The 18,669-nt window shown below is 62.2% G+C and carries 19 protein-coding genes; 9 read left to right on the top strand and 10 right to left on the bottom strand.

The features are described from left to right. The first annotated feature begins 30 nt into the window (after positions 1-30). Positions 31-924, top strand: coding sequence for a KPN_02809 family neutral zinc metallopeptidase (gene ypfJ, locus BKX96_RS25820; RefSeq protein ID WP_046815768.1), 894 nt, complete (start codon positions 31-33; stop codon positions 922-924). Beyond that, positions 925-1,881, top strand: coding sequence for an alpha/beta fold hydrolase (locus BKX96_RS25815; RefSeq protein WP_077185827.1), 957 nt, complete (start codon positions 925-927; stop codon positions 1,879-1,881). Positions 1,882-1,891: 10 nt separating this feature from the next. On the opposite strand, the gene BKX96_RS25810 is transcribed toward BKX96_RS25815, so the two are convergent. The 3 genes from BKX96_RS25810 to BKX96_RS25800 all read right to left on the bottom strand — a co-directional run bounded on the left by BKX96_RS25810 (position 1,892) and on the right by BKX96_RS25800 (position 4,027). Then, a complete protein-coding gene (locus tag BKX96_RS25810; protein ID WP_077185826.1) occupies positions 1,892-2,485 on the bottom strand; it encodes an HAD family hydrolase in 594 nt (197 codons plus the stop codon). After that, the gene (gene tesB / locus BKX96_RS25805) at positions 2,482-3,351 is read right to left on the bottom strand and encodes an acyl-CoA thioesterase II (RefSeq protein WP_046815771.1); all 870 of its coding nucleotides are present in this window, start codon (positions 3,349-3,351) and stop codon (positions 2,482-2,484) included. Before tesB ends, BKX96_RS25810 begins: the two co-directional genes overlap by 4 nt. A 106-nt stretch (positions 3,352-3,457) precedes the next feature. Further along, entirely contained in the window at positions 3,458-4,027 is a 570-nt protein-coding gene (locus BKX96_RS25800) for a GNAT family N-acetyltransferase (protein WP_046815915.1), read from the bottom strand. Positions 4,028-4,104: 77 nt separating this feature from the next. On the opposite strand from BKX96_RS25800, the gene BKX96_RS25795 reads away from it, so the two are divergent. Together BKX96_RS25795 and BKX96_RS25790 are read left to right on the top strand one after the other, a co-directional pair. Then, positions 4,105-5,025 carry a histone deacetylase family protein gene (locus BKX96_RS25795; protein ID WP_046815772.1) on the top strand — a complete coding sequence of 307 codons (921 nt, stop codon included), beginning with the start codon at positions 4,105-4,107 and terminating at the stop codon, positions 5,023-5,025. Positions 5,026-5,214: 189 nt separating this feature from the next. After that, positions 5,215-6,456 carry a TIGR03862 family flavoprotein gene (locus BKX96_RS25790; RefSeq protein ID WP_179092182.1) on the top strand — a complete coding sequence of 414 codons (1,242 nt, stop codon included), beginning with the start codon at positions 5,215-5,217 and terminating at the stop codon, positions 6,454-6,456. Between the two features lie 117 nt (positions 6,457-6,573). Here BKX96_RS25790 and rhlE1 read toward each other — a convergent pair whose 3' ends face one another. Further along, entirely contained in the window at positions 6,574-7,914 is a 1,341-nt protein-coding gene (gene rhlE1, locus BKX96_RS25785; RefSeq protein WP_077185824.1) for an RNA helicase RhlE1, read from the bottom strand. Between the two features lie 78 nt (positions 7,915-7,992). Then, complete coding sequence (gene yedA / locus BKX96_RS25780) at positions 7,993-8,922, bottom strand: drug/metabolite exporter YedA (protein ID WP_077185823.1); 930 nt, start codon at positions 8,920-8,922, stop codon at positions 7,993-7,995. 164 nt (positions 8,923-9,086) lie between these two features. On the opposite strand from yedA, the gene BKX96_RS25775 reads away from it, so the two are divergent. After that, positions 9,087-9,539 (top strand): Lrp/AsnC family transcriptional regulator, encoded by a 453-nt coding sequence (locus BKX96_RS25775; protein WP_046815776.1) that lies wholly within the window; start codon positions 9,087-9,089, stop codon positions 9,537-9,539. Positions 9,540-9,670: 131 nt separating this feature from the next. On the opposite strand, the gene BKX96_RS25770 is transcribed toward BKX96_RS25775, so the two are convergent. The 3 genes from BKX96_RS25770 to BKX96_RS25760 all read right to left on the bottom strand — a co-directional run bounded on the left by BKX96_RS25770 (position 9,671) and on the right by BKX96_RS25760 (position 11,680). After that, on the bottom strand, positions 9,671-10,282 hold the full coding sequence (locus BKX96_RS25770) for a 3'-5' exonuclease (RefSeq protein WP_046815777.1): 612 nt from the start codon (positions 10,280-10,282) through the stop codon (positions 9,671-9,673). Between the two features lie 22 nt (positions 10,283-10,304). After that, the gene (locus BKX96_RS25765) at positions 10,305-10,796 is read right to left on the bottom strand and encodes a LabA-like NYN domain-containing protein (protein ID WP_178134372.1); all 492 of its coding nucleotides are present in this window, start codon (positions 10,794-10,796) and stop codon (positions 10,305-10,307) included. Positions 10,797-10,912: 116 nt separating this feature from the next. Beyond that, positions 10,913-11,680, bottom strand: coding sequence for a DUF2076 domain-containing protein (locus tag BKX96_RS25760; RefSeq protein WP_077185822.1), 768 nt, complete (start codon positions 11,678-11,680; stop codon positions 10,913-10,915). A gap of 177 nt (positions 11,681-11,857) precedes the next feature. Between BKX96_RS25760 and BKX96_RS25755 the strand changes: the two genes are divergently transcribed. Continuing rightward, positions 11,858-12,532, top strand: a complete 675-nt coding sequence (locus BKX96_RS25755; protein WP_046815779.1) for a YciC family protein — start codon at positions 11,858-11,860, stop codon at positions 12,530-12,532. 66 nt (positions 12,533-12,598) lie between these two features. Further along, the gene (locus tag BKX96_RS25750) at positions 12,599-13,675 is read left to right on the top strand and encodes an endonuclease/exonuclease/phosphatase family protein (protein WP_077185821.1); all 1,077 of its coding nucleotides are present in this window, start codon (positions 12,599-12,601) and stop codon (positions 13,673-13,675) included. A 9-nt stretch (positions 13,676-13,684) separates the two neighbouring features. Here BKX96_RS25750 and hrpB read toward each other — a convergent pair whose 3' ends face one another. Beyond that, complete coding sequence (gene hrpB, locus BKX96_RS25745; RefSeq protein WP_077185820.1) at positions 13,685-16,204, bottom strand: ATP-dependent helicase HrpB; 2,520 nt, start codon at positions 16,202-16,204, stop codon at positions 13,685-13,687. Between the two features lie 109 nt (positions 16,205-16,313). Here hrpB and pmcY point away from each other — a divergent pair, with 109 nt between their 5' ends. After that, positions 16,314-16,733, top strand: coding sequence for a periplasmic Zn2+ metallochaperone PmcY (gene pmcY / locus BKX96_RS25740; protein WP_077185819.1), 420 nt, complete (start codon positions 16,314-16,316; stop codon positions 16,731-16,733). 29 nt (positions 16,734-16,762) lie between these two features. Next, complete coding sequence (locus BKX96_RS25735) at positions 16,763-17,668, top strand: cation diffusion facilitator family transporter (protein ID WP_077185818.1); 906 nt, start codon at positions 16,763-16,765, stop codon at positions 17,666-17,668. Here BKX96_RS25735 and BKX96_RS25730 read toward each other — a convergent pair. Beyond that, positions 17,653-18,651, bottom strand: a complete 999-nt coding sequence (locus BKX96_RS25730; protein WP_077185817.1) for a DUF6515 family protein — start codon at positions 18,649-18,651, stop codon at positions 17,653-17,655. The two genes, BKX96_RS25735 and BKX96_RS25730, sit on opposite strands and share 16 nt — an antisense overlap. Positions 18,652-18,669: the final 18 nt, after the last annotated feature.

Raw genomic sequence — 18,669 nt, 5'->3', positions numbered from 1 at the left:
TCTTTACCCGCAACATCAGAGGATTCCCACATGCTATGGAAAAAAGGCCGACGCAGCGACAACGTGGTCGATGCCCGTGGCGATGATGTCGGCGGCGGTGGCGGCGGGATGCGTTTTGGTGGCGGCAAGGGCCTGAGCCTGACGGCGATCCTGCTGATCGTAGGCATCGGCTGGATCACCGGCCAGGATCCGCTGCAGATTCTCGGACAATTGACCGGGCAGATGGGTGAACAATCGGCGCCGACCACGACCCAAACGCGCAAGGCGCCACCGGCCAATGATGAAGGGGCCGAGTTCGTCCGCTCGATTCTCGGCGATACCGAGGATACCTGGCGCCAGATTTTCCAGCAGGCGGACCGGCAATATAAGGATCCGACCCTGGTGCTGTTCAGCAACCGGGTCAATTCGGCCTGCGGACTGGCCACCTCGGCGACCGGTCCCTTCTATTGCCCCGCAGACCAGAAGGTTTACCTGGACATGGGCTTCTTCCAGGAAATGTCCCAACGCTTTGCTGCCGCGGGCGATTTCGCCCAGGCCTACGTGATCGCTCACGAAGTCGGACACCATGTACAAACCTTGCTCGGTGTTTCGGCGAAGATCCAGGCTGCCCGCCAGCAGGGCCGGCAGATGGAAGGCGATGGCGGCTTGCTGGTGCGCCAGGAGTTGCAAGCCGACTGCCTGGCCGGGGTCTGGGCCAACAATGCGCAGAAGCGTCTGAACTGGCTGGAACCCGGCGATATTGAAGAAGCGCTAAACGCGGCGAACGCCATTGGCGACGATCGCTTGCAGCAACAAGGCCAGGGCCGTGTGGTGCCTGACTCGTTTACCCATGGTACGTCAGCGCAACGAGTGCGCTGGTTCAAAACCGGATTCGCCCAGGGCCAGGTTGGCCAGTGCGATACCTTTGCGGCGAAAAATCTGTAGATGAAGAAGTGGTGGTTAGTCGTACTGTTCACATGCACAACGTCCCAGGCCGCCGAGCATGGGGTCAAGGAACTCAGTCCCGGGCGCCTGCTGTTGAAATCCGGAGAAATCGCGGTGGGCATCAGTCGGGCCCCGGCCAAAATCGAACGGGTATTGATCATCGTCCATGGTCGCTTGCGCAATGCACAAACCTATCTGCAGAGCGGCGAGCACGCCGTCGAACTGGCTGGGCAAGGCGCTACGACCCTGGTGATTGCCCCGCAGTTCCTCAATGAAACCGACGTTGCACAGCACCAGGTGGCAGACACCGTCCTGCGCTGGCAGGGCAATGAGTGGATGGCCGGCGGTGAATCCACAGCACCCTTTCGTATGAGTTCCTACGATGCGCTGGACGAAATCATCGCCCGCCTGGGCGATCGCCAGCAGTTTCCGGATGTGAAGCAAATCATCATCGCCGGTCACTCGGGAGGCGCTCAAGTGGTTCAGCGCTACGCCTTGCTGGGCAAGGATCAGACGGCCCTGGAAGCCGCCGGCGTGCAGCTGCGCTATGTGATCGCCAACCCCTCGTCCTACACCTACTTTGATGAGCGTCGGCCAGTGGCTTTCAGTCATGCCGGTTGTCCACAATTCAACCGCTGGAAGTACGGGCTGACAGATTTGCCGGCCTACGCGGAAGGACAGGCTGCCGCGCTGCTGCAGCAAAAGTACCTCAAGCGCGACATCGTTTATCTGCTGGGGCAGCAGGACGTGGATCCGAACCATCCGGCACTGGATAAAACCTGTGAGGCAAAGGCTCAGGGGCCGAATCGACTGGCCCGTGGGCGCTATTACTTCGCTTATCTGAAGCGGCTGCAACCCCAAGGGTTGCAGCAGCAACTGATTGAAGTACCCGGAGTCGGGCACAACGGGGAAGGGATGTTTACATCGCCCCAGGGGCAGCAGGCATTGTTTCCGTAACGAAGGGCGCTCAAGCCGACAGCATCTGCCGCAACTCGACACAATCCGCCGCATGCCAATCGGTCAACTCCGGCCACGGATTGTCCGGCAGGTTGACCAACACCGTCCGGGCTCCCGCCGCGCGACCGCAATCCAGGTCAAAACGGTAATCACCGACCATCACCATCTCGCTGGCCGACACCTTCCAGGCTTCGGCCAGCTTGAGCAAGCCGCCAGGATGCGGCTTGGGTGGCGCCTCATCGCGCCCCAGCACATCCTCCACCGCGAAGCAGTCGGCCAGGCCGATAGCTTCCAGCGTGACATGCGCCAGTTCGCGGGCATTGCGCGTGAGAATGCCCAGGCGATAACCACGACCAGCCAATTCACGCACCAGCTCCACCGCTCCCGGTGCCGGTTTCGAGCCCAGCGCCAGATCGCGCTCGTGTTCGAGCAGCCAGGCATGTTTGGCGTTCGCTTCTTCGGCCGGCAGTGCCGCCAGATGCGTCAGGATGTCGTCTTCAGGCGGGATCGCCAACGCTACACGGATCGCCGCGAAATCATGCACAGCCACCGTCAGGGTGCCGTCCATGTCGAACACCCAATGGCGTACGTCCGCCAGGCTCATGCCCAATCCTTGCGATAGCGAATCAGGCCTTCCTGAGTGACCGAGGCCACCAGTTGCCCGGCACGGTTGAACACGCTGCCGCGGGAGAAGCCGCGGGAATTGCCGGCCCATGGGCTGTCCATCGCATACAACAACCAGTCATCGGCGCGCAGGTCGGCGTGGAACCACAACGCGTGGTCAAGGCTGGCGACCTGCATGTCCTTGTGCCAGACCGATTTGCCGTGGGGCAGCATCGAGGTGGTCAGCAGACCGAAGTCCGAAGCATAGGCCAGCAGGTACTTGTGCAATGCCGGGGACTCGGCCAAGGCGCCGTCGGCGCGAAACCAGACGTATTTGACCGGATCGCTGGCTTTCGGGTTGTAGGGATCTTCCTCGGTAACCGGGCGAAATTCGATCGGTTTCGGGCACAGCAGTTTTTCACGCATGTGCTCGGGGATCAGGTGCGCGCGTTGCTGGGTCAGCTCCAGTTCCGATGGCAGGTTTTCCGGCCCGACCACTTGCGGCATTTCAGTCTGGTGCTGGAAACCTTCTTCGTCATACTGGAACGAAGCGCTGCAGGTGAAGATCGGCTGGCCCTTCTGGATCGCCGTCACCCGACGCGTGCTGAAACTGCCGCCGTCGCGCACCCGGTCAACGGAATAAACCACTGGCAACTTGGCATCGCCCGGACGCAAGAAATAGCCATGCATCGAATGCACATGACGCGCCTCTTCAACGGTCTGACTGGCCGCCGACAGGGACTGCCCGAGTACCTGGCCTCCGAACAGCTGACGAAAGCCCAGGTCCTGGCTGCGGCCACGGAACAGGTTTTCTTCGATCGGCTCCAGGCTCAGCAGGTCGACCAGATCATCCAACACTTGGCTCATTCAGACTCTCCTCACACAACGCAATGCCGCGCAGTCCTGGCTGCGTCGGTCGATTCAGTTTCTGGCCAGTGCCAACATTGGGATCATTGTAAACGTCCATGCTCGGTTATCCATGCAAGGTTTGCAGCCATTGTTCACGACTGATGCGATACAGCACGTGGCGGCGCAGGGGATGATCGGGGGCCAGCCGCGGATGATCGAAGTCATCGGCGGGATCGTGATGCATGCCGATCGCCTGCATGACCTTCTGCGATGGCAGGTTGCTGACTGAGGTAAAGGACACGACTTCGCTCAGCACCAGGCGGTCAAATCCGCAGCGCAGAGCGGTCCAGGCCGCTTCGCTGGCATAACCCAGGCCCCAGTGCTCGCGCGCCAGGCGCCAGCCGATTTCAATGGCCGGGCTGAACGGCGCATCGAAACCGACTACGCCCAGACCGGTAAAACCGATGAACTGGCCGGTATCCTTGCGCTCCAGCGCCCAGAGGCCAAAGCCATGCTCGGCAAAGTGGTCGCGAACCCTGCCGATCAACGCTGCACTTTCGGATCGGCTCAAGGGCGCCGGAAAATAACGCATAACCTGCGGATCGGCGCACATCGCGGCAAATTCCGCCAAGTCCCCATCACGCCATTGCCGCAACAGCAACCGCGCGCTCGCCAGTTCCAGTATCGGCTCCATCATCCCCCTCCCCCATTTCCATGCTGCCAGTCTACAACGCTGGTAGGATCCTTCACTCATTCCGAAACGAAAACACCATGCCGCTGCCGCTGATCTACCACGAAGACTACAGTCCCGAGTTCCCGGCGGATCACCGCTTCCCCATGGACAAGTTTCGCCTGCTGCGCGATCACCTGGTGGACAGCGGCCTGACTCGCGATGCCGACCTGCTGCGCCCGCAGTTGTGCCCGCCGCAGATTCTTGCCCTCGCCCATGACCCTTCGTATATCGAACGCTACATGAGTGGCGATTTGTCCCGCGAGGACCAGCGACGCCTCGGCCTGCCCTGGAGTGAAGCCCTGGCCCGGCGCACGGTACGGGCGGTCGGCGGTTCGCTGCTGGCGGCGGAGCAGGCGCTGGAGCATGGCCTGGCCTGCCATCTGGCTGGCGGTACGCATCATGCGCATTACGATTTCCCCGCTGGTTTTTGCATCTTCAATGACCTGGCGGTGATCAGCCATTTCCTGCTGGAAAGTGGTCGGGTGAATCGTGTGCTGATCTTCGACTGCGATGTACATCAGGGCGACGGGACTGCACGTATCCTGCACAACACACCGGAAGCGGTGACCGTTTCCCTGCACTGTGAGAAAAACTTCCCTGCACGCAAAGCCGAAAGTGACTGGGACATCCCGCTCCCCAACGGCATGGGCGATGCCGATTACCTGAAAGTGGTAGACGATGCGCTCAACTATTTGTTGCCGCTCTATCAACCAGACCTGGTGCTGTATGACGCCGGTGTCGATGTGCACAAGGACGACGCACTCGGTTACCTGAAGCTGACAGACCAAGGCGTCGCCGCCCGCGATGAAGCCGTCATGCGCCATTGCCTGGGTCGGGATATTCCCGTTGTCGGCGTGATCGGCGGCGGCTACAGCAAGGACCGCCGGGCCCTCGCCCGCCGTCACGGCATCCTCCATCACAGCGCGCAACGGGTCTGGCAGTCATCAGGCTGTCACTGAGTTGTGGATGCTTTACCCACAATGCCTGTGGAACTGCCTGTGGATAACCTGCGGGCAAGGGACTGCAGGCCATGCGCCGTCTAGGCTACAGCGCGGCGGTTGTTTTTTGATCAGTGCTTGAATACAGCGCTCCACAGGGTTTGGACTGTTAGAATGCCCGCCCTCTTCCGCAGATCCGCAGCGCACGCCATGACCCAGCACTCCGCCTCTTCCCCTTCTACTGTCGCCATCATCGGCGGCGGCCCCGCCGGTCTGATGGCGGCTGAGGTATTGAGCCAGGCCGGGATCAAGGTCGACCTGTACGACGGCATGCCTTCGGTGGGGCGCAAATTCCTCCTGGCCGGCGTCGGCGGCATGAACATCACCCACTCCGAAGCCTACCCGGCATTCCTCTCGCGATACGCCGAAAGGGCCCCGCAGATTGCGCCGCTGTTGCGCGCCTTCGGTGCCGATGCGTTATGCCGGTGGATACATGAGCTGGGCATCGACACCTTTGTCGGCAGCTCCGGGCGGGTCTTTCCCACCGACATGAAGGCCGCGCCCCTGCTGCGCGCCTGGCTCAAGCGCCTGCGCGACAGTGGTGTAGTTATCCACACCCGTCATCGATGGCTCGGTTGGGACGATCACGGCGGTTTGCGCATCGACAGCCCCGACGGCGAAAAAACCGTTCACGCCGATGCCACCCTGCTGGCCCTCGGCGGCGGCAGTTGGTCGCGCCTGGGTTCGGATGGCGCATGGATGCTGCCACTGGAGAATAAAGGTGTAGGACTGGCGCCGCTGCAACCGAGCAATTGCGGCTTCGAGGTGCAGGCCTGGAGCGACTTGATGATCAGCAAGTTCGCCGGCGCGCCGCTGAAAAACATCGCCATCGGCCTCAATGACGACGTGCCGAGGCTCGGTGAATGTGTGATTACCGCCACGGGGATTGAAGGCAGCTTGATCTACGCCTTGTCGGCACCGATCCGTGAAGCGATCAACCAGCACGGCTCGGCGACCATTCATCTGGACCTACTGCCGGGCCGACCTGTGGATAAAGTCCAGGCTGCATTGAGCAAGCCGCGCGGCTCACGCTCAATGGCTAAACATCTGCACAGCCAGTTAGGTATCGATGGGGTGAAAGCGGCGCTATTGCGTGAGCTGACATCTGCCGACACCTTTACCGACATGGCATTGCTGGCCAAGGCGATCAAGGCGTTGCCGATGACACTGGTGAAAACCCGTCCGCTGGACGAAGCCATCAGCAGCGCGGGCGGTGTGTTGTTCGAGGCGATGGATGAGCGATTGATGCTCAAGCAGATGCCCGGGGTTTTCTGCGCGGGCGAGATGCTGGATTGGGAGGCGCCGACGGGCGGCTATCTGCTGACCGCGTGTTTCGCCAGTGGGCGGGCGGCGGGGTTAGGAATTGTTGAGTGGTTGCAGCGTAAGCGCTGAAGAGCGAGGCGCGCCCTTCGCGAGCAAGCCCGCTCCCACAGGGGATTTGTGAACAACACAGATCCAGTGTGGGAGCGGGCTTGCTCGCGAAGGCGGTTTAACAGACGCCGCCGTTAATCAAGGTTTGCGCTTACGCGGCCCAGTGTTGAACACCGGCACCTTGCGCACAGGCTTGATCGAAGGCTCCGCCGGCGCCACTTCCCCGCTGTCCACCCACTTGCCCAGGTTGCGTTTACCACCGCCACCACCCGACGCCTTGGGTTTCTTCGGTTTCTTCGGCTTCTTGATCACCTGGCCACTGGCATCGGTGTCCGGCACGCGGTGCTCAGGTTCGAAGTCCGGCTCGCTCTGACGCTTGAGCGTCTGGCGGGTCAACATCTCGATGGCTGACAGCAGATTCACTTCATCGGCGCACACCAGGGAAATCGCCTCGCCGGTCGCGCCCGCACGCCCGGTACGACCGATGCGGTGGATGTAATCCTCGGCCACGATCGGCAAATCGAAGTTGACCACCAATGGCAGGTCTTCAATGTCCAGGCCCCGGGCCGCGACGTCGGTGGCAACCAGGATCTGCACTTCGCTGAGTTTGAAGCGGTCCAGCGCACGCTGACGGGTCGCCTGGGGCTTGTCGCCGTGGATGCCATCGGCGTTGATGCCAAGGCCCTGGAGTTTTTCCACCAGCGCATCCACGCCATTGCGGGTCTTGGCGAACACCAGCACTTGCTTCCACTTGCCCTTGCGCATCAAGTGCACGAACAGCTCCGGCTTGCGCTTCTTGTCCACGGTCACGATCCATTGCTTGACCGTATTGGCGGCGACGTTGCGCGGGCTGACTTCGATGCTCAGCGGGTCATTGAGCATCTGCCCGGCCAGCAGGCGGATGTCGTCGGAGAAGGTGGCAGAGAACAGCAGCGTCTGGCGCTTCTTTGGCAAGGCTTTGTAGATATTCGCCAGTTCCTCGGAGAAACCCAGGTCGAGCATGCGATCGGCTTCGTCCAGTACCAGGGTTTGCAGTTGATTGAACTTCAGGGCGTTCTGGCGGAACAGGTCGAGCAAGCGGCCCGGGGTCGCCACCAATAGGTCGACGCCGCTGCGCAGCTTCATCATTTGCGGGTTGATGCTGACGCCACCGTACACCGCGTAGGTGCGCAGTGGCAGGTTTTCGGCATATTGGCGCACCGCTTCGTGAACCTGCTCGGCCAGCTCCCGGGTCGGGACCAGAATCAGCGCACGCACCGAGTTGGCGGCGACTTTCGGCCCTTCCATGGCCAGCAACTGCAGGAGCGGCAGGGCGAAACCGGCGGTCTTACCGGTGCCGGTCTGGGCAGCGGCCATCAGGTCGCGACCGGCCAGCACTGCCGGAATGGCTTGCGCCTGAACCGGCGTCGGAGTCTGGTAGCCGAGCGTCTCGAGGGAGCGCAGCAAGGGTTCGATCAGGCCAAGGGTGGCGAAAGTCATGGGAATACCGTAGGAAAATTCAGCGCGGGTTGTTCAAAACAAGTGTGCAAAAGGAGATGCAATGCCGCGCAGTTTACCCTAATTCACACGGGATTCTGTTGGCACAGCCTTTACCACTGGCCGTTGCGGTGTACGGCGCCACTGCGGCAGGCCGATCAGCACCACGGCACTGATGATCACCAACATGGCCAGTGCCTCCTCGATGCCAATGGTTTCTCCGACAAACACGATCCCCAGCAACACGGCCACCGCCGGGTTGACGTAGGCATAACTGGTGGCGGCAGCCGGACGCACATGCTTAAGCAGGTACATGTAGGCGTTGAAGGCAATGATCGAACCGAACACGGTCAAGTACGCCAGCGCCGCCCAGCCCTCGATGGGCGGGACCTTCTCCAGGTGTTCACCGCTCACTGCGCTACCGATCAGCAACACCACGCCGCCCACCAGCATTTCCACGGCACTGGCCATGGCGCCTTGAGGCAACGGCAAATGTTTGCTCCACACCGAGCCGAACGCCCATGTCGCCGCGGCAAAGATCAGCAATGCCGCACCCAGCGGACTCGATTGCAGGTTGGAGCCGAGGTTGAGCATGGCAATGCCGATCATGCCGAGCGCAATCCCGGCCCATTCGAGACGGGTATTACGCGCGCCCCAGAAATATCCACAGAGCAGGGTGAACAGCGGCACCGTCGCCACGGCCAGTGCCGCGACACCGGAGGCCACCCCCGTGTGTTCGGCCAGGCTGACCCCGCCATTACCGCAAGCCAGCAGCAACACCCCGATGATGCCGGCGGCTTTCCATTGCGCCCAGGTCGGTGCCGGCGCCCCGCGCCAGCGCAGGAAGGCATACATCAAAGTCCCGGCGATCACGAAGCGAATTCCCGCCAGCAGCAATGGTGGCCAGTACTCCACGCCGATGCGGATCACCAGGTAGGTCGAGCCCCAAATCACGTACAACGCGAAAAAGGCAGCGATTAACGGCAAGGGAAAACGACGTAGACCAGGCATGGCGGGCAGCTCACAGGCAAGACAAGTGAACGGCTATTTTAGAAAGGCTGGTGCAGGAAAATAAGTTACAAAACCTGTTTAAAGCATCGGTACACTTTTCAAAACACGGAGTTCAGCGCTATAAACCATGTTTTCGAAAGTACGTGATTTTGAGGAGTTCGACCATGGACAAATACGACCGCATGCTGCTCAGCGCCCTGCTGGAAAACGGTCGCGCGTCCTACGCGGACCTGGCGCGCAAGGTCAACCTCTCTGCCCCGGCCGTGGCCGAACGCGTGGCCAAACTCGAATCCAGCGGGGTGATCACCGGTTACCAGGCGAAAGTCGACATGGCCAAGCTCGGCCTGCCGATCCAGTGCGTGATCGAATTGCGCCTGAACCAGCATGGCAATCAGAAAGCCTACGACGACCTGATCAAGATCCCGCAGCTGACCGAATGCCACCGAGTGACCGGTGACCCATGCGTGATCATGCAGGCGGCGGTGGGTTCGATGCCGGAGCTGGAAGAGCTGATCAACCGGATTGCCACGTTTGGCTTCAGCAAGACGTCGATTGTGCTGTCGAGCGCGATAGAGAAGCGCGTGCCGTTGGGGCATATCGAAGGGAATGGCAGGTAAATCCGAGGTTACAAAAGATCCAAATGTGGGAGCGGGCTTGCGCGCGAAAGCGCCAGTCCAGTCAACATCAATGTTGAATGACATACCGCTTTCGCGCGCAAGCCCGCTCCCACAGGGGATTCGTGCTGCTTTCAGAATCCGCGATAGCGCTTGAGGTGTTCGCCCACCTTCGCTGCCGGGACCTTCTGCAACGTGCACAGCAAGTCATGGGACAACTCGCGCAATCCGTGTTTCTGCCGTAACTCCCCGGCCAGGTGCGTCATCAGGTTGGCCGCCATCTCGGCATCGGCCATGGCCCGGTGAGCCTTGCCGGTGTGGGGCAGGTTGGCGAAGGCGGTCAGGGTGCCGAGCTTGTGGTTCGGTGCCGCGGGCATGAGGCGACGCGCCAGTAGCAGCGAGCAGGCAAAGTTCTGCAAGCGCGTACGCTTGATTCGCCCAAGCTCGAAATCCCAGAACTTCTGGTCAAACGCCGCGTTGTGCGCCAGCAGAGGCGTGGTGCCGACGAACTCGTTGACCTCGTTCATTACCTGCTCGGCCGAAGGCGCGGTGCGCAGCATGGCGTTGCTGATACCGGTCAGTTGTTCGATAAAACCCGGGACGCGCACGCCGGCGTTCATCAGGCTCTGGTAACGCTCGACGATGCGTCCTTGCTCAAGGATCACTACGGCAATTTCCGTGGCTCGGCAGCTGCTGCTCGGAGAGATCCCGGTGGTTTCAAAGTCGATGACTGCTATGCGTTCCAAACCTGTTTCAACTCCGTAAAAATCAATTCTTGAGCAGCAACGCGCCTTCGATCGGCACATAGCGGCTGGCGGCGCGGATCAGCGAGTTGGCCGTCAGGCCCGGCACCCCATAGGCCACCGCTTGCACGCCATGCTTGCTGATGATGCGCTCCAGCAGCATGTCGAAATCACCGTCGCCGGAGGCCAGTACCACTTCATCGACATGGTCGGCGGCGTCCATGATGTCGAGGGTGATGCCCACATCCCAGTCGCCCTTGGCCGAGCCATCGCTGCGCTGGATATAGGGCTTGAGCTTCACGGTGAAGCCGAGGTTGCGCAGGATCTGCTGGAACTGCTGCTGTTTACTGTCGCCACGATCGATCGCGTAGGCGTAGGCCTCGACGATCTCGCCTTGCTTGCTGATGTCGGCCCACAACGCGGCATAGTTGAAGTGGCAACCATAAGCCTGGCGCACGGTGTAGTAGAGGTTCTGGACATCGGCGAACACTGCGATTTTTTTCACCGGACACCTCATTAGCGCGCAGGCAGGATCAGGCACCAGGCCCGAAAAGTCGCCCAGTATGCCAGCCAAAAGGTGGGTTTCGCGAATAATCGGCCCGGAGCGCCGCAGCGCCCCGGACGAATGGCGTATCAGACGAAGGAGTCGTCGTCACCGCCGAAGAACGATGAGCTGTCATCGCTGTAGTCGGCGTCGGCAAAACCGCCTTGATCGTTGGCATAGCCATCATTGCCGGCCATGCGCTGATCATCGCCCCAGCCATTGTTACCCTGGTCGTTGACCTGGGCCGGTTCTTCCTTGATGACCTCGACGATTTCCTGCGCCGGCTGATTGTGGTGGAACAGACTGCTGATGCCTTGTGCCAGCATCACGCCACCGGCCACGCCGGCCGCTGTTTTCAGCGCTCCGCCGAGGAAGCCGCTGCCCGCCGCCGGGGCCTGTTGCTGGGGTGCATAGCCCTGCTGTGGAGGTGCACCGAAGTTCTGCTGCGGTGGTTGCGCGTTGAATGACGGACGCGCCGGCTCACGCCAGCCGCCACCACTCGAAGACGCCGGTTGCGCAGGCGCAGGCTGCGGATCACGGCTATTGCCACCAAAGATGCTCGACAGGAAGCCACCGCTGCTCGCTGCCGGCGCGGACGTTTGCGCCTTTGCCTGTTGCAGCTCGGCCTGCAATTGCTGGATTTGCGCAGTCAGTTGTTTGTTCTGTCCGTCGAGGCTCTTGATCGCTGCCTCTTGCACCAGAATGGCCTGGGTCATGAAATAACCTGCCGCCGGTTGGCGTGTCAGGTGCTCCTTGATCCGCGCCTCGGCCTGGGCGTCGCGCGGGGCTGAGTCCGTTTCGGCCTGTTGCAGCCGGGAAAACAGTCCATCGATCAGGGTTTGTTCTTCGCTGTTCATGGCGACCTCGTAGATTGCCGGGAAAATCGTGCCTGTATCCACAAAGGATAAGGTGCCCGACCTTAATGGAGGCTGAAACAAGTTGTTTCAATGAGCTTTACCCAACGTTTACGTTTGCGCCCTCCGGCACATCATCGGTTAAAGTGTGCCACTGCTTTCAACCTGCGATACCAACTGATGAATCCGTTCGATGTACTGCGCGACTCCTTGTACTTCTTCAAACGCAATCTGGGCCAGATCGTGCAGTTGTGCCTGCCGCTGGTGATCATCGAGGCCCTTTTGCAACAAGTGGTCGACCACTCCACCGAGCCGGACAGTTTCCCCGGCATCAGTGTGATCGTCGGCTTGCTGGTCTATCCGCTGTACACCGCCGCGCTGATCCTGTTCCTCGACGCCCGCAGCCGTGGCGAATCGCCAAGCAATCGCGAGCTACTGTCGAGGTCTGCCTATCTGTGGCCGCGTTTCGCCTTGTTGACCGCCCTGAACACCCTGCTGATCCTGCTTGGCCTGTCGCTGTACTTCCTGCCGGGCATCTGGCTGATGGTGACCCTGGCCTTCGGCGAGTACCTGCTGGTGCTGCGCGGCCTGGCGCCGCTTGCAGCCATGAAGGAAAGCCTGCGCCTGACCCGCGGTCATTTCATGCGCATCCTGGTGTGCATCCTGTGTGTGATGGCCCCTTTGTGGCTGCTCAAGGGCGCCACATTGGCGGCGTACCCCGAGCCGCAGAACCCAGTGATCTCGCTGCTGATCGACAGCGCCCACAGCTTCCTGCAGCTGTTCACCAGCGTGGTGCTGTTCCGCCTGTTCATGTTGATCAGCGAAGTGCCGGAAAAAATCGATGGTCCACGTTGACCGTGGGCGACCGCTCGTCAGTCGGGTATGCTCGGGGTCAACTTCCGTAACGCGATAAGCCGAGCCATGACCCGACTGCTGCGCTACACCTTGCTGGGTTTGTTGATCGTCATCGGCTTGGCCGGCGTGGCGGTCTACAGCCTGACCTGGCGACCCGAGGCCAGGGAAACAGCGCCAGTCAGCTGCACCCAGGCGCCCACCCTGGCACCGGGCCAGGCACTGAAGGTCATGACCTGGAACGTCCAGTACCTGGCGGGCAAGCGCTATGTGTTCTGGAATGACCTGGCCGCCGGCGCCGACGACTCCCCCACGCCGGAAGACATGGCCTTCAGCCTCGATGAAGTGGCGCGGGTGATCCGCGACGAGCAACCGGACGTCGTGCTGCTGCAGGAGCTCGATGACGGCGCCAAGGCCAGCGACTACCAGAACCAGCTCAAGCTGCTGAAGGAGCGGCTCGCCGACCTGTATCCGTGCAGTGCCCATGCCTTCGACTGGAAGGCTGACTTCGTGCCGAACCCGCACATTTTCGGCAGCGTCGGCCGGCAACTGGCGACCCTGAGCCGCTATCAGATCGAACACGCCGAGCGTCTGCAATTGCCGATCACATCGGCCAACCCGATCAGTCGCCAGTTCCAACCGAAAAACGCCTTGCTGGTGACGTACCTGCCCTTGAGCGACGGCGCCCAGCTCGCGGTCCTCAACACCCATCTGGATCGTGCGAGCCAACCCGACGAGACGCTGCAGGCGCAGGTCGCGGCCGTGGCCAAGGTCCTCGACAAGTTCGAAAGCCGCGGCACGCCCTGGCTGATCGGTGGCGACTTCAACCTGCTGCCGCTGGGCCAATACCAACGCCTGCCCGGCGAGCAGCGCACGCCCTACTCCGCCGACAGCGTCCTGCATCTGTTGTGGGACAAGTACCCGATGATCCCCACCAACAACGAATCCGGCGGGATCGACCGCGCGCGCTGGCTGACCCATTACCCGAACGATGCCGCTTTGAACGGCCCGGACCGGACCGTCGACTACCTGTTCTACAGCCCGCGGATCAAACGGGTCGAGGCGGTGGTCCGGCAGGACGATACCCTGCGCATCTCCGATCACCTGCCGGTAATAGCACGCTTTCTGCTGCCCGCCGCGCCCTAGCCTGGCGAGTCATGGCTTGCGCGGCTTGATCCGTGCCGTGGCTTCGGCCACCAGCGGGTCGTCCGGCCAGTAATGTTTCGGGTAGCGCCCCTTCAAGTCTTTCTTCACCTCGGCGTAGGTGCTGCGCCAGAAGTTCGCCAGGTCCTGGGTCACCTGCACCGGCCGCCGCGCCGGGGACAGCAAATGCAGCTTGACCACCTGCCGGCCACCGGCGATGCGCGGGGTTTCAGCCAGGCCGAACAGTTCCTGCAGGCGCACCGCCAGGATCGGCGGCTGTTCACTGTAGTCCAGGCGAATAGATGAACCCGACGGCACGCTCAAGTGGTGCGGAGCCAATTCGTCCAGGCGTTGCGGCAGTGGCCATGGCAACAGGTTGTGAACGATGCTCGAGAGGTCGAGGTTGGCGAAATGACTGAGCCGAGAGACTTTGCCCAGGTACGGCATCAGCCAGTGCTCAAGGTTATTAAGCAGCGCAGCGTCGCTGACATCCGGCCAATCGCTTTCACCCTTGCTGCCCAGGTCCAGCTGGCGCAACAACGCCACCCGCGCCTGCCACTGGCGCAACTCCGGGGTCCACGGCAACAGCTCCAGGCCTTTGCGGCGCACCAGATTGACCAATGCCTGGCTGCGGGCACTTTCATCAAGGCCGGTCAGCGGCTCGCGGCTGAGAATGAGCTCGCCGACCTTGCGCTGGCGCTCGGCCCGCAGCACACCTTCGCGCTCATCCCAATCCAGTTGATCGACGCATCGCACCTGCTCGGCCAGTACCGATTCGAACAGCGCCGGGTCGAAATCCGCCGCCAGGTAAATCCGCTCTTCACGCTGACCCTGACGGCTGCCGAGATCGGCGATGACCAGCCAAGGCTGCTTCATCAGGCTGTCGGCTTCGGCAAACAGCGCAGCACGACCGTTGGCCAGGCGATACTCGGCGCCGCCGGCACGGCGTTGTTGGGCGACGCGGTCGGGATAGGCCAACGCCAGAAGCGCGCCGAGCCAGCGCGGATGATCGACGTCGCTGACCGGCTCCGACGCCTTGCCGCGCAAATAGCCGCGATATTGCCGCGCCAGTTGACGGGCGCGTTGCACGCCGCCTTGGGCACCACGAGCGGCGCGCTCTTCCCCGGACAGCAGCGCCAAGCGGCTGTGCAAGTCGGCACCCGCGCCACGCAAGATGTCGCGCTCGCCAAGCAACGCCGCAACATCGCACGCCATGTCGGCCAGGCCGAGCGCCTGTCCTCGCAACAACAGATGCGCGATACGCGGATGCGCCGGCAGTTCGGCCATGGCCTGGCCGTGACGGGTCAGCGCTTCGCCATCCAATGCACCAAGGCGCACCAGCAAGTCCTGAGCCTGTGCATAAGCCGCTGCCGGTGGTACATCAAGCCAAACCAGCTGACCCGGTGTCACACCCCAACGACCAAGCTGCAGCGCCAAACCGGCCAGATCCGCCGAAAGAATTTCCGCGCTGCCATAAGCCGCCAATTGTTCGTGCTGATCCTGCGACCACAAGCGATAGCACACACCCGGCTCCAGTCGCCCTGCCCGGCCCGCACGCTGGGTGGCGCTGGCCTTGGAAATTCGCTGGGTGTCGAGGCGGGTCATGCCGCTGCCGGGATCGAAACGCGGCACCCGCGCCAACCCGGCATCGATCACCACGCGCACGCCGTCGATGGTCAGGCTGGTCTCGGCGATGTTGGTGGCCAGCACCACTTTGCGCTGGCCCGGCGGCGCCGGATCGATCGCCGCCCGTTGCGCGGCGAGGTCCAGCTCACCGTGCAACGGGCAGAGCAGGACCTGAGGGTTATCGCCCAGCGCATCCGCCAATTGTTGATGCACGCGACGAATCTCGGCTTGCCCAGGCAGGAACACCAGCACGCTGCCGGCTTCGTCGTTCAAGGCTTCGAGGATGGTCTGCACCAGCCGTGGCTCGATAAATTCACCGACCTGGAACGGCCGGCCCCAGCGCATCGCCACCGGGTACATACGGCCTTCGCTGCGCAGGATCGGCGCGTCGTCCAGCAACCCCGCCAGCCGTTCGCCTTCCAGGGTGGCCGACATCAGGAGGATCTTCAGCGGCTGATCGTCACGGAACAGCTCGCGGCCATTGAGGCTCAGGGCCAGCGCAAGATCGGCGTCGAGGCTGCGCTCGTGGAACTCATCGAAGATCAACAGGCCCACGCCCTCCAGCGCCGGATCGTCCTGCAAACGCCGGGTGAGAATGCCTTCGGTGACCACCTCGATACGGGTGTTGGGCCCCACCTTGCTGTCCAGGCGAATCCGATAGCCCACGGTTTCCCCGACCTTCTCGCCAAGCTCACTGGCCAGGCGCTCCGCCGCCGCCCGCGCAGCCAGCCGGCGCGGCTCGAGCATCAGGATGGTCTGCCCGGCCAGCCACGGTTCGTTGAGCAAGGCCAGGGGCACCCGGGTGGTCTTACCGGCGCCGGGCGGTGCTTCAAGCACGGCTTCGTGGCGTCTCGCCAGGGCTTCACGCAGGGCGGGTAAAACTTCATCAATCGGCAAAGAAATCATGCTGGCTCCCAAACAGAGGCGCGAGTATAACGGCGAACTGCCCAGTGTTCGTTGCGGTCCTAATTCATATCGACGACGCTTCGTTTTGAGATTACCCAGGAGATTTCATATGCGTGTTCCCTTTCGCCTGATCGGCGGTGTTCTGGTCGCGACCCTGCTGACCCAAGTGACTGCCTGCGGTTCGATCTTCTATCCCGATCGCCGCGGCCAGATCGATGGCAAGATCGACCCGGCCATTGCCGTGCTCGATGCCGTGGGCCTGCTGTTCTACATCATCCCCGGCCTGATCGCGTTTGCCGTGGACTTCGCCACGGGTGCGATCTACTTCGAACCGGGCAAGACCGCCCAGGTCGATCCGGAAAAACTCAAGGACGCCATTGGCGTCGACGGCCAGGTCGATAACCTCAAGTTACAGTCTATTCTGCAGCGTGAACTGGGCCGCAGCTTGCCGCTGGATGATCCACGCCTGATCCAGCACAAGGGCAGCGCCCAGCAACTGGCCATGTTCGGCCTGCAACCCGCCGCTTAATCGGGGCACGACAAGGAACATCCGCACCCATGATCTCAAGCGTCGAACACGCCCGCCTGCTGCGGCTGGCGACCCGTGCCTCGGTAGCGGTGGCCTGCACGCTGATCGTCGCCAAAGCCATCGCCTGGTGGTTGAGCGGTTCGGTGAGCATGCTCGCCGGGCTGACCGACTCGACACTCGACGGCGTGACCTCGCTGCTCAACCTGCTGGCGGTGCACTACGCCTTGCGCCCGGCCGACGACGATCATCGCTACGGACATGGCAAGGCCGAGTCACTGGCGGGCATGGCCCAGGCGCTATTCATTGGCGGCAGTGCGGTGTTGATTGCGCTACAGGCAGTGGACCGGCTCAAGCATCCGGAACCGGTGGGCGCGCCGTGGATCAGCATCGGCGTGATCGTGTTCTCGCTGGGCCTGACCCTGGCGCTGCTGATGGTGCAGCATCGGGTGGTCAAGGCCACCGGCTCTAACGCCGTGCACGCAGACTCCCTGCATTACCGTTCAGACCTGCTGCTCAATGGCAGCATCCTGGTGGCGCTGGTGCTCGCCGGGTTTGGCTGGCATCAGGTCGACCCCTGGTTCGGCCTGGGGATTGCTGCGTACATCCTCTGGAGCGCAATCACCATCGCCCGGGCAAGCTTTGCGGTGTTGATGGATGAAGAATTGCCGCCGGATGTCAGCCAGCACATGCTGGAACTGGCCTGCAGTGTACCGGGGGTGTTGGGCGCCCATGACTTGCGTACGCGGATTTCCGGCAACCAGTGGTTTGTGCAGTTGCACCTGGAATTGCCGGGGGAACTGACCCTGTCAGTCGCCCACGGCATCAGCGACCAGGCTGCCGATGCGATTCATGCCGCCTACCCGCGGGCTGAAGTGTTGGTGCACGCCGATCCGCAGGAAGTCGTCCAGGCCGCCAAGGCTCAGAACGTCACCTGATAACCGCGACTGCTCAGGCAACCACCCTGGGCCTGACGGTAGGTCTGCACCACCGTCGGGTCCGGCTGGTAAGTATCGACCCGCGGATCAAAACCACTCTGCTCGACCGCCCAGCGGTAGCAATCGTAGCCATCCTGGTTGACCTGCTCCGGTGACTGACCGTTGGCCGGATAAGCCTCCACGTCGTAGCCATTGCCGCTCGCCAGCGGTTGGCCGGGCGGCTCGACCACCACGTAATCCTGAGTGCTTTCCTGATAGGCGTAATAGGCACCAGCCGCCAGGAACAACAACGAACCACCGATCCAGACTTCACGGGCGTAATCGGGCAGGTACTGGATGCGAATCCCGCGCGGTGGCTGCACTACTACATAACGCGGGCCTTGCGGGCGATACCAGTAGCCGCCGGAGTAGTAATAGTCCCGGCCACCGTAGGGCACCCGGTAGTCTCGGTCGGGAAAGCGGTCGATCACATGACCTGGACGATACTGCGGGCCGGGGCCCCAGCCATTGCCGTGACCACTGGGGCGACCCTGCCAATGGTTATTGCCATTGGACGGCGCGCCTGTGTAGCCATTCCAGTGCTGGTTGGGATCGTTGCGCCGCGGCTCGTCCTGATAGTAACCACGACGTGGCGGCTGAGTCTGTTGTACCGTGTCCGGTCGAGGCTGGATGGGCAGGTCGTTGGCCGGCAGTTGCGGCGGTGGCGGCGGCGAACGCACCCGGCTGTTGTAATCCGGCGCTGGACGGCTTTGCCCGTGGCCATTGTTGTGCGGATTCTGATTCTGGCCATTGTCCTGCTGCTGGCCATTTTGCGGGCGCGGCGGGTTGTTGCCGCCATGGCCCTGATTGCTGCCCTGATGGCCGCCGTCCCCGTGTTGTCCACCCTCGGGGCCGTGGTTTTGCGGCTGGTCGGCCAGCGAATGCGCGCTGACACTGACACATAACACACCAACACCGGCTAAACGCCAGATGCGCGATCTCATGCTTTTCCTCAATGCGGG

It is taken from the genome of Pseudomonas putida (genome assembly GCF_001976065.1).
Taxonomy (GTDB): domain Bacteria; phylum Pseudomonadota; class Gammaproteobacteria; order Pseudomonadales; family Pseudomonadaceae; genus Aquipseudomonas; species Aquipseudomonas serbica.
This window is presented reverse-complemented; position numbering and strand designations above follow the sequence as displayed.

Bases quoted from the DNA above. Each gene is read 5' to 3' on its own strand.
- BKX96_RS25760 (WP_077185822.1), bottom strand. From the start codon at position 11,680: ATGAACAGCGAAGAACAAACCCTGATCGATGGACTGTTTTCCCGGCTG.
- BKX96_RS25810 (WP_077185826.1), bottom strand. From the start codon at position 2,485: ATGAGCCTGGCGGACGTACGCCATTGGGTGTTCGACATGGACGGCACC.
- rhlE1 (WP_077185824.1), bottom strand. From the start codon at position 7,914: ATGACTTTCGCCACCCTTGGCCTGATCGAACCCTTGCTGCGCTCCCTC.
- BKX96_RS25795 (WP_046815772.1), top strand. From the start codon at position 4,105: ATGCCGCTGCCGCTGATCTACCACGAAGACTACAGTCCCGAGTTCCCG.
- BKX96_RS25735 (WP_077185818.1), top strand. From the start codon at position 16,763: ATGATCTCAAGCGTCGAACACGCCCGCCTGCTGCGGCTGGCGACCCGT.
- BKX96_RS25755 (WP_046815779.1), top strand. From the start codon at position 11,858: ATGAATCCGTTCGATGTACTGCGCGACTCCTTGTACTTCTTCAAACGC.
- BKX96_RS25815 (WP_077185827.1), top strand. From the start codon at position 925: ATGAAGAAGTGGTGGTTAGTCGTACTGTTCACATGCACAACGTCCCAG.
- yedA (WP_077185823.1), bottom strand. From the start codon at position 8,922: ATGCCTGGTCTACGTCGTTTTCCCTTGCCGTTAATCGCTGCCTTTTTC.
- pmcY (WP_077185819.1), top strand. From the start codon at position 16,314: ATGCGTGTTCCCTTTCGCCTGATCGGCGGTGTTCTGGTCGCGACCCTG.
- BKX96_RS25775 (WP_046815776.1), top strand. From the start codon at position 9,087: ATGGACAAATACGACCGCATGCTGCTCAGCGCCCTGCTGGAAAACGGT.
- BKX96_RS25765 (WP_178134372.1), bottom strand. From the start codon at position 10,796: ATGAGGTGTCCGGTGAAAAAAATCGCAGTGTTCGCCGATGTCCAGAAC.
- hrpB (WP_077185820.1), bottom strand. From the start codon at position 16,204: ATGATTTCTTTGCCGATTGATGAAGTTTTACCCGCCCTGCGTGAAGCC.
- BKX96_RS25800 (WP_046815915.1), bottom strand. From the start codon at position 4,027: ATGGAGCCGATACTGGAACTGGCGAGCGCGCGGTTGCTGTTGCGGCAA.
- BKX96_RS25750 (WP_077185821.1), top strand. From the start codon at position 12,599: ATGACCCGACTGCTGCGCTACACCTTGCTGGGTTTGTTGATCGTCATC.
- tesB (WP_046815771.1), bottom strand. From the start codon at position 3,351: ATGAGCCAAGTGTTGGATGATCTGGTCGACCTGCTGAGCCTGGAGCCG.
- BKX96_RS25790 (WP_179092182.1), top strand. From the start codon at position 5,215: ATGACCCAGCACTCCGCCTCTTCCCCTTCTACTGTCGCCATCATCGGC.
- BKX96_RS25730 (WP_077185817.1), bottom strand. From the start codon at position 18,651: ATGAGATCGCGCATCTGGCGTTTAGCCGGTGTTGGTGTGTTATGTGTC.
- ypfJ (WP_046815768.1), top strand. From the start codon at position 31: ATGCTATGGAAAAAAGGCCGACGCAGCGACAACGTGGTCGATGCCCGT.